This is a genomic window from Brevundimonas sp. ZS04, from assembly GCF_001956865.1.
Lineage (GTDB): Bacteria > Pseudomonadota > Alphaproteobacteria > Caulobacterales > Caulobacteraceae > Brevundimonas > Brevundimonas diminuta.
In genome coordinates, this window is record NZ_MTHE01000013.1 from 1 (window position 1) to 13,339 (window position 13,339).

Below are 13,339 nucleotides of genomic sequence, written 5' to 3' on the forward strand. Positions count from 1 at the left end.
CGTCGTTGACTTCCCAGTTCCAGCTGTGGCCGGTCGCCGACGCTTCCGTGTTGATGTCGTCGATGATGTGGTAGCCGGCGTCGATCGCGCCGTACCAGCCATCGGGCTCAGCCGATGCAGCGCCGGCTGCGAACAGCCCCGCAGCAGCGACACTGGCCAGAAGTTTCAGCTTCATGGTGTCCTCACACTCTCTAGTTGATCCGAAAGCCCATGCGATACCGCGAAGGCGCTCGAAAGCCGAACGATATTGCAGTGCAGCGGTTCCACATTTGAGCGTTGAATGTGTCCACTGTGGCGCCATTTCAACATAAATCGGGTTACCGCCGCCCATTGGGGCAATACAGCTTCACTGTGCGGATCAGGATGAATGGTTGATGAACCGGGCGCCCTACGACGCCGCCATCAGCGCCTGAACATAGTCGTCGCGCCAGCGGGCGACGTCAGTGTCGCGCACGACCTTCATCAGGGCCTTCCATTTCCGTATCCGTTCCTCCCGCGGCATGGTCAGGGCCTTCTGGATCGCCTCGGACAGCTCCTCGCGACTGAAAGGATTGACCAGAAGCGCCTCCCCCATCTGCTCGGCCGCGCCTGCGAAGCGCGACAGAATGAGGACGCCGGGGTCTTCAGGATCCTGCGCCGCCACATACTCCTTGGCCACCAGATTCATGCCGTCGCGCAGGGGCGTCACCAGCCCCGCCTTGGCCGCGCGATAGATCCCCGCCAGCTGATCGCGGCGGAAGGTGCGGTTCAGATAGCGGATCGGCTGCCAGTCCATGTCCGCGTAGGCGCCGTTGACCCGCCCAGCCAAGGCTTCCAGACGCACGCGCATATCCTGATACGTATCCACCTCGTCCCGCGAAATCGGCGTGACCTGCAGTAGGAAGACCTCGCCGCGCAGTTCGGGATTGTCCTCCAGAAACTGTTCATAGCCGAGCAGGCGCTGCTCCAGCCCCTTGGAATAATCCAGCCGGTCTACGCCGACGATCATGGAACGGAAGGCCGCTGAAGCCGACATCCGATCATAGGTCCGTCGCCCCAGCGGCGAGTCGCGCGCCGCCAGGAAGCCGTCCACATCGATGCCGATGGGGAAAGCCCCCGTCTGAACACTGCGGCCGAAGGCCTCGACCCGGCCGTCGGCCCTCACCTTGCCTCCCGCCTCGACCTCGACATAACGCTGGAACAGGCCCAGCCACTCGCGCGTCTGGAAGCCGAGCAGGTCGAAGTCGAACATGGATTCCACCAGCCGCCGGTGATGCGGCAGCGTCACCAGCAGCTGACGCGCCGGCCAAGGCGTGTGCAGGAAGAAGCCGATGCGGTTCTTCACGCCCAGACGGCGCAGATCCCGCGCCATCGGGATCATGTGATAGTCGTGGATCCAGATGACGTCGTCGGGCCGCAACAGAGGCTGAAGCACCTCGGCGAAGCGACGGTTGGTGCGTTCATAGCCTTCACCGTAGGACCGCTCATAGGCCGTCAGGTCGATGCGGTGGTGGAACAGCGGCCACAGCGTCTTGTTGGCGTAGCCGTTGTAGTATTCGTCGACGTCCTGCGGCTCCAGATCGACGGTGGCGACGGCGACGCCCGCGCGGTCCTCGATATTCAACTCGCCGGTGAAATGCTCGACCGTCTCGCCGGACCAGCCGAACCATAGGCCCTCATATTTGCGCAGCGCCGCCGACAGAGCCATGGCCAGACCGCCGGCCGAGCCCGCCGCCGGATCCTTGGGCGCTGAAACGCGGTTGGAGACGACAATCAGGCGGCTCATCGCGCATCCGTCCACGAACGACTGAGCAGAACCGCGCAGTTGATGATGCCGACCAGGGAATAGGTCTGAGGGTAGTTGCCCCACAGTTCGCCGTCCTGGATCGAGATGTCCTCGCTGAGCAGGCCCGCATGGGTGCGACGGCTGAGCATCTCCTCGAAGATGACGCGCGCCTCTTCGACCCGACCGTTCAGGGCCAGCGCCTCAATGTACCAGAAGGTGCAGAAGTTGAAGGCGGTCTCCGGCTCGCCGAAGTCGTCGGGGTGGATGTAGCGGAACAGATAGGGGCCGCGCTTCAGATCGCGCTCGACCGCCTCAAAGGTCTTCACCTGACGCGGGTCATGGGCGTCGAGAAAGCCCAGGTCCGTCATCTGCAGCAGGGAGGCGTCCAGCTCCGTCCCGCCGAAGCTGGCGGCGAAGCGGCCCTCGTCCGGCAGATAGGCCTCGGCCTCGATGCGCTCGCGGATGATGCGCGCACGCTCGCACCACAGCTCGCAGCGATCGTCCAGACCCAGATGATGCGCCGCCTTGGCCAGGCGATCGCAGGCCGCCCAGCACATGACCGAGGAATAGGTGTGCACCCGCGCGATAGTGCGGAATTCCCACAGACCTGCGTCGACCTGGTCGTGCATGGCGAAGGCGCGATCGCCGACCTTCTCCAACGCGCGAAAATCCTCAATCGTACCGGGACGCAACAGCCGGTGATCGAAGAAGGCCTGCACCAGCGGCAGGACGATCTGGCCATAGACGTCATGCTGAAGGTGCTCGTGCGCCTGATTGCCGACACGCACCGGCTTCATGCCGCGATAGCCTTCGACGCTGTCGACGATGTGCTCGACGATGGCGGGCTCCAGACCCACGCCATAGACCGGCTGAACATGACCGCCCGCCGAGGCGTCGACCAGGTTGCGCAGATAGCCGAGATAGCTCTCGAGGATGTCCACCGCGCCCAGACGGTTCAGCGCCCGCACCGTATAGTAGGCGTCGCGGATCCAGCAGTAGCGATAGTCCCAGTTGCGTCCGCTCTCCGGAAACTCCGGCACGGAGGTCGTCATGGCGGCGACGATGGCGCCAGTCTCTTCATAGACGCAAAGCTTCAGCGTGATGGCGGCGCGGATCACCGCCTCCTGCCAGTCCAGCGGCAGATAGAGGGTGCGGGTCCAGTGCTTCCAGTGAGCGATGGTCAGGTCCAGGGCGGCGGTGACGCCCGCCAGCACCGACTGATCATAGCCCTCGTCCGGGCCGAGGAAGAAGGCCATCTCCTCCTCCAGGCGGAAGGCGCGTTCGTTCAACACGTGGCTGACCGGGCAGTTGGTGGTCAGGCGTAAAGTCACATCCCTGCACAGATAGCGGATGTGGTTGGAGCCCGAGGTGCGCTCAGCCGCCCGCGCGCCCCAGTCGGTCGACGGGCGCAGACGCATGGTGACGCGCGGCGCGCCCGACAGAGGCCGCATCACGCGCGCAAAGGCGATCGGCCGATAGATGCGCGAGTGCTTCAGATGCCGCGGACAGAAATCCAGTATCTCGACCGCCCCGCCGTCCGCCGCCGTCAGCACGGTGCGCAGGACCGCGGTATTGCGGACATAGGCCTGTTCGACCGCGACCTGCCCCTCCAGCTCCACAGCCCAGAAGCCGTGCTCGGGCGAGGCACCGTCCATCAGGGCGGAAAAGACGGGATCGCCGTCGATGCGCGGCGCGCAGGCCCAGACGAACCGCCCCTGCCGATCGACCAGGGCGCTGACCGAACAATTGCCGATGGGGGCCAGATCCAGGTTGGGGGTCATGCGCGCACCTCCTTCTCCTCTACGGCGGCCGAGGCCAGAGCGCCGAGCCAGTCGAGCACCGCCTCCACGTTTTCGAGCCGATAGCGGGCCGCCGTCGGTCGATCCGGCCCGACCAGAACGCCGAAACCGCCCAGAGCTTCCGCCACCCGGAAGCCCGCCTCGTCGGTCAGGTCGTCGCCGACCATGACAGGCGTAGCGCCCACGAAAGGCGCCTCGGCCATGAAGGCCGCGACGGCCGTGCCCTTGTCCGCGCCAGGCGTCTTGAGCTCCAGCACCATCGATCCCGGCTGAAGCGCCAGACCGGTTTCGCCCGCCAGGGCGGTCGCCAAGGCCAGGGCCGCATCGGCCTGACTGGGCGCTTGGCGAAAATGCAGCCCGGCAGACAGACCCTTGTCCTCGACCAGGACGCCGGGACGAGCCTCGGCGAAGTCGTGAAAGGCGGCCAGCGCCGTCTTTACCGAGGGCGCGGGGTCGCGTGCGCTCAGCACGCCGTCTGCCCGGCGACGTTCCAGCCCGTGCACGCCCGAGGCCGCGCGCGCCGCCCCGTCGACGATGCGGTCGATCTCGGCCAGGGTGCGGCCGCTGACCACCGCGACCCGGCCGCCCAGAGCGTGGGTCAATTGTTCGACCGTCCGGGTGCGGCGCGGTTCCGGTCCCACGGCGTCCGGCGTCGGCGCCAGCGGGGCCAGAACCCCGTCCAGATCAAGGAAGAGCGCCGCTCCGCTCAGACGTTCCGGCGGCGCAGGCAGTGGGGGGCGCGCAAACCCCTGTGCAGAAGACATGCGTTTCAGAGTGCTTTCTATGCGTGGACCCTACGGCAACGCATGACGCCTGGAATGGTTGTCGCTATTCATCGTTCGTTCACCCGCGACGGCGCCATTGTGCCGAACTCTCGAATGAGGCATTTGCCACTGCGCTACGATAGAGCCGCAGAAGCGGCCCCGGCGCCTGGAGCCGTCATGACTGCTTTCTCCGTTCCTTCCTCTCCTGAACAACTCGCCGCCATGTCCGACCGGGCGCGCGAAGTCGTGCGCTTGAACATAGAAGCGCTGGAGGCGCTGGAACGTTCGCTGGATTCCTCGATCGCGCGCGCGGCCGACATCATCCTGTCGCGCCCCGGCTATGTCGTGGTGACCGGCATGGGCAAGTCGGGCCACATCGGCGGCAAGATCGCCGCCACCCTGGCCTCGACGGGCACCAACTCCTTCTTCGTCCACCCGGCCGAGATGAGCCATGGCGACCTGGGCATGCTGCGCCCCGACACAACCCTGTTGGCGCTGTCCAACTCGGGCGAGAGCCGCGAACTGCGCGATCCGCTGATCTTCTGCGCGCGCAACGACATTCCGGTGATCGGCGTCACCCAGCGGCCCCAGAGCTTCCTGGGCCGTCATTCCGCCGTCTGCCTGACCATGCCCAAGGTGGCCGAGGCCTGCCCCAACGGCCTGGCGCCGACGACCTCGACGCTGATGTCCCTGGCCATGGGGGACGCCCTGGCCATGGTGCTGATGGACCGACGCGGCTTCACGCGGGAAGATTTCGGCCTGCACCATCCCGGCGGCGCCCTGGGCATGAGCCTGCAGACCGTACGCGAGTGGATGGGCGACAACGCCGCCGCTCCGGCCAGCGTGCCCCTGGACGCCGACTTCGGCGCCGTCGTCTCGGCGATCACCGAAGGGCGCAAGGGGGCGGTCGCCGTCCTGGCCGCCGACGGGGCCCTGGCCGGCATGATCACCGACGGCGACCTGCGCCGCGCCCTCACCCGCGACGTCAGCGCCGTCCGGGCGGAAGACATCATGAGCCGCAGCCCCATCACGGTCGATCCCGAGGCGCGCATGAGCGACGTCGTCGACCTGCTGTCCGCCAACAAGATCAGCAATCTGTTCGTGTTGGAGGATCGCCGCCCGGTCGCCATCATCCACATCGCCGAGCTGATGCAGGCGGGCTACGTCTCCTGATGATCGAGGACGTGCTCTTCGACGCCAGCCGGCTGCTCAGCCGAACCGAGCGCAGCGCGCCGACCGGGGTAGACCGCGTCTGTCTGGCCTACGCCGAATGGCTGATCGAGCACCCGACCTATCGGATGACGCCCGTACGGGCGCGAAAGGATCAACTGGCGCGCGTCGACAACGACTGGTTCCGCGAACGCCTCGCTGAACTGCGCACCCGCTGGACGGGCCCCGGCGCCGTGACGGAACTGGGCCCCGAAGCCCGCAAGCTGTTCGACGCCCTGCGCTCGCCAGACGACGGAGCCTCGATCATAGGACGCGCGCCCGAAGAAAAAGCGCCGCCCAAGACCAAGCCGAAACGGATCTGGAAGCAGTACTTCAGGTCGCGCCGCATCGCCGCACCTCCATCGGCGCGAGCCTATATAAATGTCGGACATACGAGCCTGAACACGCCCGACATCCTTACGTCCCTGGCCGGTGGCGGTATTGAGCGGATCATCATGGTCCACGACCTGATCCCCGTGACCCATCCCGAGTTCTGCCGCCCCGGCGACGGCTTGAAGCATGTGCGACGGATGACCAACGTGCTGCGCCACGCTTCGCGGATCATCGTCAATTCCCAGTACACAGCCGACGAACTGAAAGGCTTCGCCGACCAGTCGAACATCGCCGCCCCGCCGATCGAAGTCGCGCATCTGGGGCTAGAGCGCACCTTCGACAGCCGCACGACGATTGCACCCGCTCGCCCCTACTTCCTGCACGTCGGCACGATCGAGGCGCGAAAGAACCTGGCCTTCCTGCTGACCGTCTGGCGCCGGTTGCAAGAAACCATGGGCGCCGACACGCCGCGCCTGGTCCTGGTCGGCCGATACGGCTGGGAAAACGAGGCCGTGCTGGACCACCTGCAACGCTCGCCCAATCTACGCGGCCTCGTGCACCAGGCCGAAAACCTGCCTGACTGCGCCCTTTCGGCTCTGATGCGGGGCGCACGCGCCATGGTCGCACCCTCATCGGTGGAAGGCTTCGACCTGCCCGCCGTCGAGGCCAGCGCCATGGGCGTGCCCCTCATCGCCTCGAACATCGCCGCCCACCGCGAACTGGTCCCGCACGCCCGCCTGATCGATCCGCTGGACGGCCTGGGATGGCTGGCCGCGCTTGAGGACTGGACCCGCAATTCGCCGGTCGCGCCGCCCTATTCTCCGCCCAACTGGGACCAGCATTTCGATGTCGTCCAGCAACGGGTGCTGTGCGCCTCTGGCGGCGCAGCCGCCTGAAGGGTAAGCATCTGATGGAACTGCACCGAGGCCCTATGTCCAGAACCGCCGCCAGCCTGCTCATCGTCGCTCTTCTGGCCGGATGCTCGACCCTGCCGCGCGACGGGCCATCCGGCCGCAACGTGGTTCAAGGCTCGTCCTCACCGGAGCGGGCGGGCGACTACGCGCTCGTCGATCTGGACTTCGCGCTGAGCGAACGGCTGAAGGCGGCGCCCCCGCCGTCCTTCTCGAGCTTGGCGCTCGCCTCCAGCGAAGCGCCCACGGATGTGATCGGCGTCGGCGACACCCTTGCCGTCAGCATCTTCGAACCGGGCGGCAGCCTGTTCGGCAGCGGCTCGCCACGCGACGGCGCCAGCAGCGGCAACCAGACCCTGCCGCCGCTGATGGTCAACCGAAACGGCTCCGTCCCGATCCCCTTTGCCGGCGAAGTGACCGTGCAAGGCCTTACCCCGTCGCAGGCCTCGGCGGCCATGCGCCGCGCCCTGGTCGGCAAGGTCGCCAATCCCCAGGTGGTCGTCACCATCGCGGGCAACGCCTCCAACGCCGTCACCGTGCTTGGGGACGTGCGCAGCCCCGGACGCCAGCCCCTATCAGCCAACAGCGACCGCATCCTCGACGTCATCGCCGCCGCCGGCGGCCCGTCGCGTTCGCTGCACGACATCGACGTGCGCATCCAGCGCGACGGCAAGGTCTATACGGCCCCGATGTCGATCGTCACCACCGAGTTCAACGAGAACGTGCGCCTGCAGCGGGGCGATCAGGTCAACCTGGTCTACAAGCCTCGCCGCTTCAGCTCCTTCGGCGCCTTCAACGCCGTGGCGCGCAGCGAACTGCCGCCCGGCCCGCTGACCCTGGCCGAGGCGCTCAGCGGCGTCGGCGGCCTGGATTCCAACATCGCCAACGCCCGTTCGGTTCTGGTTTTCCGTTTCGAGCGGCCGGAAGTGGCCCAGGCCCTGGGCATCCAGCAGCCCGTCACCTCGCGCGGGGTGCCGGTGGTCTATCGCCTGAACCTGGCCGAGGGCGAAGGCTTCTTCATCGCCAGCAATTTCCAGATGCAGTCGGACGATCTCATCTACACGCCGCGTGCAGGCGCGGCTGAGATGCGCAAATTCTTCGAAGTGGTCCAGAGCATCACCCGCGTCGTCTACGACGTCTCGGTCACCGGCAACCTGAGCCTGAACTAAAGGCGATGCTGAGCCGCTTCGGACGCCGTCGCGACGACCGAGGCGGCGAGCAGGCTGTCGTTCCTTCTGACGCCTTGTCGGACGGCGTGGACAGCCTGCTTGCGGAAGTCGCCGCCATAGAGACGGCCGCGTGCGACGTCTATGGCCGTCACGGCCTACCCGCCCAGCCGGGTCAGTACCGTCGACAGGGTGAGAACGGCGCCTGGGAGAAACTGGCCGATCAACTCACCCCTGCCGAGAAATGGGCGATGATCCAGGCCGCGCCGTCCGAAGAAGGCTGGCGCTTCGCCTCGCTGGACGGCATAGGCGCGCGCTCTACGATCCCTGAGATACGACATGCCTCCGCCGTGCTGGCGGCCTGTCGCGGCCTGCGTCAGAGACTGACCGACGCCGAACCCATAACGCCGCAGGATCTGGCCGACGCAATCCGCCTGGGCGCCGCCTGGCGTCGCCTGGACGCCGAAAACGCCGCCTCTCCTCTGCTGTTCAAACCGCCCGCCAGCAGCCGCTAGGCGGACGCCAGCCCGGTCGCCGCGGCGAGCAGCTCGAGCGAGCGCACGCGGGCGGCCGGATCCCATATCTGGCTGGTCAGCATCAGCTCGTCCGCGTCGGTCTGGGCGATGAAGGCGTCGAGGGCGGCCTTGGCCGTCGCGGGCGCGCCCACCGCCGAACAGGCCAGGGCGACGTCGATCATGCCGCGCGCCGCGCCGTCCAGCCGTTCGTAGTAGCCCTCGACCGGCGGCGGCAGCTTGCCGGGGCGGCCGGTTCTCAGGTTAACGAAAGCCTGCTGGACCGAAGTGAACAGCAGGCGCGCCGCCTCGTCCGTGTCAGCCACAAAGGCGTTGTAGCCCAGCATGACGTAAGGCTTCTCAAGATGCGGCGATGGACGGAAGGTCTGGCGATAGATGTCGAGGGCCCGCAGCATCTCGCCCGGCGCAAAATGGCTGGCGAAGGCGTAAGGCAGGCCCAGGTGCGCCGCCAGCTGGGCGCCGTAGGTCGAGGAGCCGAGGATCCAGGTCGGCACGGCCTGGCCCTCGCCCGGATTGGCGATGATGCGCTGATCCGGCGTCGCGGGCGCGAACCACTGCATCAGCTCCATCACGTCCTGAGGGAAGGCGTCGTGGTCGCCCTGAAGCGTGCGGCGCAAAGCTCGCGCCGTCGCCTGATCCGAGCCAGGCGCGCGGCCGAGGCCCAGGTCGATCCGACCGGGGTGAAGCGCGTTCAGGGTGCCGAACTGCTCGGCGATGACCAGGGGGGCGTGGTTGGGCAGCATGACCCCGCCGGCGCCGACGCGGATGGTCTTCGTCGCCGCCGCCACCGCGCCGATGACGACCGAGGTCGCGGCGCTGGCGATGCCCGGCATGTTGTGATGCTCGGCCAGCCAGTAGCGATTGTAGCCCAGCCGTTCGGCGTGGCGGGCCAGATCAATGGTGTTGGCGAGCGCCTGCCCCACGTCGGAGCCTTCCGGCACGGGGGCGAGGTCGAGAATGGACAGAGGGATCATCCGACCGATATGGGGGCCGCTTTTCAGCGACGCCATACCGGCCGTGACGATCAATCGTCTATGGGCGGGCGCTTACTGACCGGCGGGGCAGTCGCCGATGCGCTCGGCGGTCATGGTGACCTTGGTCTGGGCCATCTGCGGCGTCGGCGCCGGGTCCATCTTGGTCGTGACCTCGGTGACGTAGCGGCTGTTGAAGTCGCCGGTCACGCGGATGGTGGAGTCGGCCTTCATATTGCCCGGCAAGGTGCAGGACGAGGTGGCGACCATGGCGTCGCCCTCACGCGCGAACGGCTTGGTCGTACAGTCGGCGCCCGGCTGCTGGGCGCTGGCCGGGGCCTCAAGCTTGGCTTCCTTGATGCAGACTTCCTGCGGCGGGACGGCGGCGCCGCCCGGCATGCCTTCCATGGCGGTGGACACGCGCCACAGGCCCGGCTTGGGCGCATCGAGCGTCGCCGGCGCGGCGGCCGTCGAAGCGGTCTCAGCCCCGTCAGCGGCCGGAGTTTCGGCCTTGTTGTTGTTGTTTCCGCAGGCCGACAGACCCAGCAGGCAGGCGATGGCGACGCCGCCGATGATCGCTGAACGCATGGAGCGCTCCCCTCTCGTTAAGAACCGAGGGGGACAACGCCGGTCTGGCTTAACGGTTCACGCGGATGTGAGATTCAGTCGAGGACGACGCCCGTGGTGCGCATGATCTCGGCGCGCAGTTCGGGCAGGCCGAAACCCTTTTCCGACGAAGTGACGGCGACGTGGGGATAGGCGGCCGGGCGCTTGGAGATGGCCTTCAGCGTCGCCGCCTGGACCTTTTCGGCCTCGCCCTTCTTCAGCTTGTCGGCCTTGGTCAGGACGATCTGATAGGAGACGGCCGACAGGTCCAGTGCGTCCAACGCCTCGTCGTCGACCTTCTTCAGGCCGTGGCGGCTGTCGATCAGCAGATAGACGCGCTTCAGCGTCACCCGGCCGCGCAGATAGTCGCGGCCCAGATCCTGGAACTTCTTGACCGTGGTCTTGGACGCCTTGGCCCAGCCGTAGCCGGGCAGATCGACCAGACGCATCCGCCCGTCCAGGTCGAAGAAGTTGACCTCGCGCGTGCGGCCCGGCTCGTTGGAGGCCCTGGCCAGCTTGTGCATGCCGACCAGGCCGTTGATCAGACTGGACTTGCCCACATTGGAGCGGCCGGCGAAGGCGATCTCGGGCAGGTCCGGAGTCGGCAGCTGCTCGATCTTGGCGCAGCCCAGGACGAAGCTGGCCTGGCGCGCGAACAGGACGCGCGCCGCCTCGATCTCGGCGTCGGAATATTCCCCGACCTTGGGCTCGTCAGACGCGTCCAACCGATCAGGCCTTCTTGAAGCGGGCGAGGAAGGCGTCGATCGGGTTCTCGGCCTTGAAGCGATGCATGATCACATACTGCTGGATGATCGACAGCACGTTGTTCCACGCCCAGTAGATCAGCAGGCCGGCCGCGAACGGGGCCATGATGAAGGTGAAGACGATCGGCATCAGGGCGAAGATCTGGCGCTGCATCGGATCCTGCGCCGGCGGGTTCATCGCCATCTGCAGCCACATGGTGAAGCCATAGACCAGGGGCAACACGCCCAGGTGCAGCGGGCCGTTCAGGATGCCGCCCAGGATCGGCAGGGTCGCCGGATCCCACGGAATGGCGCCGAACAGGTTCCAGATCGTCGAAGGGTCGCGCGCCGACAGGTCGCGGATCCAGCCGAAGAAGGGCGCGTGACGCATTTCGATGGTGACGAACAGCACCTTGTACAGGGCGTAGAAGACCGGGATCTGCACCACCATCGGCAGACAGCCCGCCAGCGGATTGATCTTCTCCCGCTGATACAGGGCCATCATCTCCTGCTGCTGCTTCTGCGGTTCGGAGCCGTGCTTCTTCTTGATCTCCTCCATCTTGGGCTGGAGGTTCCGCATCTTCGAGAGGCTCTCGTAGGACTTGTTGGCCAGCGGGAAGAGGATCAGCTTGACCACCACCGTCAGGGCCAGGATGGCCAGGCCGAAGTTGCCCAGGACGCCGTAGAAGAACTCCACCACCGTGAAAATCGGGCGCGTCAGGAACCAGAACATGCCCCAGTCGATGGCGTAGACGAAACGCGGCAGGTTCAGCGACTGCTCATAGGCCTTCAGCACCTCGGCGCGCTTGGCCCCGGCGAACAGACGCTGGGTCTCCTCGATCTGGCGGCCCGGCTGGATGGTGTGGGTGGCGCCCAGCATGGCGGCTTCGTGGATGTTCATCCCCTGGGCGTCGCGCACCGAGAAACGGCCCTCGATGGTCTCGTCCTGGGTGGGGATCAGGGCCGCCAGCCAGTATTTGTCGGTGATGCCCAACCAGCCGCCGGTCGATTGGTTCTCGATACGCGGCTTCTTGGCCCAGTCCTTGTACTTGACCTGTTCAGTCGAATAGCCGTCCCCGTCGCCGAAGGTGCCGATAGCGCCTTCGTGCAGGATCATCTGCTTGCCCAGATCGACCGGAACGCCCTGGCGCTCGACGCGGCCGTAGGGAGCGATGGCGATGGCCTGGGTTCCCAGGTTGGCGACCGTGTCCTTGACCGTGAACATGTACTGGTCGTCGATCGAGACGACGCGCGTGAAGCGCAGGCCCGAACCGTTGTCCCAGGTCAGTTCGACCGGAGTGGTCGGCGTCAGGGTCGAGCCCTTGGTCAGGCGCCAGACGGTGTTGGGGCCGGGCACGCCGCCGGCGACGTTCGGGCCGCTCCAGCCGAACTGGGCGAAATAGGCGTGCTCCATGCCCTGCGGGCGGAACAGCTCGACCGGCGGGGAATTCTTGTCCAGCGTCTCGCGGTAGCGGGTCAGATACAGGTCGTCGATGCGCGCGCCCTGCAGCGACAGCGAGCCCTTCAGGGTCGGGGTCTGGATCGGCACGCGCGCGACCGTGCCCAGGGCCTGGGCGCGATCCTTGATGAAGACGCCCGGCGCGGCGCCCGACGGCGTCAGGCCGGCGTCGGCCGAAGCCTCGCGCGCCTTCTGCTGCTCGGCGGCGACGATCTGCGCCTGGCGGCGGCTCTCGGCCTGCGGGCGCATCACCATGAAGTAGTAGACGCCCATGATCAGGGCCGCGCACACGAAGAAGATGATGGTGTTGCGCGAGTTCTCGTTCTGCATCGGGATCAGCGGTCCTGGTCGGCGGGGCGCGGGTCGGGGGCGGCGCGGGCGGTCGAAACGGCCCGGTCTCCCATATCGGAAGCCGTGCGCGGGGTTGCGAGCCTTGTAAGGGCCGATTTCACATCGTCAAGCAAGCGGTCCCAGTCGCGGTCCGCCGTGCCCATGCGGGCGATGAACACATAATCGCATCCCGCCCGCCCGTGCAGGGGCGTCAGCAGGCGCGCAGCTTCGCGTAGACGGCGCTTGGCGCGGTTGCGCACGACGGCGCCGCCGATCTTGCGGGTGGCGGTGAATCCCAGGCGCACCGTCGGGTCGCCGTCGGCGCGATCCAGTTGCTGGACCACCACGGCGCCGCGAGCCTGAGAAACGCCTTTGGCGGCCGCCAGAAACTGGGGCCGCCTCAACAGGCGATCGATTTTCATCAGATCGGTCATGCGCCCGCCCTGAAGGGTAATGGGCGCGTGACGTCAGGCCGTCAGGCGCTTGCGGCCTTTGGCGCGGCGACGCGCGACAATCTTTTGACCGTTCTTGGTGGCCATCCGAGAACGGAAGCCGTGACGGCGCTTGCGCACGAGTCGCGACGGCTGATAGGTCCGCTTCACGGTCGGCTCCGGGTTACTGGGGTTGGCGACAGACACAAGCGTCAGCCGCGAGAGAGGCGGGCGTATAAGCGGCGACAGGACGGGAGTCAACGCCACAGCCGCTTTTCCGTGCAGTCGACAAGCGCGCGCGACAGCGCGAAATCCGCTA

General features: G+C 66.9%; 13 protein-coding genes. 4 read left to right on the plus strand and 9 right to left on the minus strand.

Features of this window, described 5'->3' with window-relative positions; translation table 11 throughout:
* Window positions 1–388: 388 nt before the first annotated feature.
* From BJP32_RS13830 to otsB, 3 genes are read right to left on the minus strand one after another with little or no spacing between them, the layout of a single operon-like run.
* Window positions 389–1,765 carry a trehalose-6-phosphate synthase gene (locus tag BJP32_RS13830; RefSeq protein ID WP_076224528.1) on the minus strand — a complete coding sequence of 459 codons (1,377 nt, stop codon included), beginning with the start codon at window positions 1,763–1,765 and terminating at the stop codon, window positions 389–391.
* The gene (locus tag BJP32_RS13835) at window positions 1,762–3,546 is read right to left on the minus strand and encodes a glycoside hydrolase family 15 protein (RefSeq protein ID WP_076224530.1); all 1,785 of its coding nucleotides are present in this window, start codon (window positions 3,544–3,546) and stop codon (window positions 1,762–1,764) included. The genes BJP32_RS13830 and BJP32_RS13835 overlap by 4 nt, the downstream gene beginning before the upstream one ends.
* Window positions 3,543–4,328, minus strand: coding sequence for a trehalose-phosphatase (gene otsB, locus BJP32_RS13840; RefSeq protein ID WP_076224532.1), 786 nt, complete (start codon window positions 4,326–4,328; stop codon window positions 3,543–3,545). Before otsB ends, BJP32_RS13835 begins: the two co-directional genes overlap by 4 nt.
* A 177-nt stretch (window positions 4,329–4,505) precedes the next feature.
* Here otsB and BJP32_RS13845 point away from each other — a divergent pair, with 177 nt between their 5' ends.
* The 4 genes from BJP32_RS13845 to BJP32_RS13860 are packed head-to-tail and all read left to right on the plus strand — an operon-like array spanning window position 4,506 to window position 8,462.
* Complete coding sequence (locus tag BJP32_RS13845; RefSeq protein ID WP_076224533.1) at window positions 4,506–5,501, plus strand: SIS domain-containing protein; 996 nt, start codon at window positions 4,506–4,508, stop codon at window positions 5,499–5,501.
* Window positions 5,501–6,766 carry a glycosyltransferase family 1 protein gene (locus BJP32_RS13850; RefSeq protein WP_076224535.1) on the plus strand — a complete coding sequence of 422 codons (1,266 nt, stop codon included), beginning with the start codon at window positions 5,501–5,503 and terminating at the stop codon, window positions 6,764–6,766. Before BJP32_RS13845 ends, BJP32_RS13850 begins: the two co-directional genes overlap by 1 nt.
* Window positions 6,767–6,801: 35 nt before the next feature.
* On the plus strand, window positions 6,802–7,950 hold the full coding sequence (locus BJP32_RS13855; protein WP_003163993.1) for a polysaccharide biosynthesis/export family protein: 1,149 nt from the start codon (window positions 6,802–6,804) through the stop codon (window positions 7,948–7,950).
* Window positions 7,951–7,955: 5 nt separating this feature from the next.
* Window positions 7,956–8,462, plus strand: a complete 507-nt coding sequence (locus BJP32_RS13860) for a hypothetical protein (protein WP_076224537.1) — start codon at window positions 7,956–7,958, stop codon at window positions 8,460–8,462.
* On the opposite strand, the gene BJP32_RS13865 is transcribed toward BJP32_RS13860, so the two are convergent.
* The 6 genes from BJP32_RS13865 to rpmH all read right to left on the minus strand — a co-directional run bounded on the left by BJP32_RS13865 (window position 8,459) and on the right by rpmH (window position 13,191).
* On the minus strand, window positions 8,459–9,454 hold the full coding sequence (locus BJP32_RS13865; protein WP_003163995.1) for an LLM class flavin-dependent oxidoreductase: 996 nt from the start codon (window positions 9,452–9,454) through the stop codon (window positions 8,459–8,461). The two genes, BJP32_RS13860 and BJP32_RS13865, sit on opposite strands and share 4 nt — an antisense overlap.
* Window positions 9,455–9,526: 72 nt before the next feature.
* Window positions 9,527–10,039, minus strand: coding sequence for a DUF3617 family protein (locus BJP32_RS13870; RefSeq protein ID WP_003163996.1), 513 nt, complete (start codon window positions 10,037–10,039; stop codon window positions 9,527–9,529).
* A 74-nt stretch (window positions 10,040–10,113) separates the two neighbouring features.
* Window positions 10,114–10,782, minus strand: a complete 669-nt coding sequence (gene yihA / locus BJP32_RS13875; protein WP_003163997.1) for a ribosome biogenesis GTP-binding protein YihA/YsxC — start codon at window positions 10,780–10,782, stop codon at window positions 10,114–10,116.
* Between the two features lie 4 nt (window positions 10,783–10,786).
* On the minus strand, window positions 10,787–12,589 hold the full coding sequence (gene yidC / locus BJP32_RS13880) for a membrane protein insertase YidC (RefSeq protein WP_046654502.1): 1,803 nt from the start codon (window positions 12,587–12,589) through the stop codon (window positions 10,787–10,789).
* Between the two features lie 5 nt (window positions 12,590–12,594).
* A complete protein-coding gene (gene rnpA, locus BJP32_RS13885; RefSeq protein ID WP_040344591.1) occupies window positions 12,595–13,023 on the minus strand; it encodes a ribonuclease P protein component in 429 nt (142 codons plus the stop codon).
* Window positions 13,024–13,056: 33 nt separating this feature from the next.
* Window positions 13,057–13,191 (minus strand): 50S ribosomal protein L34, encoded by a 135-nt coding sequence (rpmH, locus tag BJP32_RS13890; protein ID WP_003164000.1) that lies wholly within the window; start codon window positions 13,189–13,191, stop codon window positions 13,057–13,059.
* Window positions 13,192–13,339: the final 148 nt, after the last annotated feature.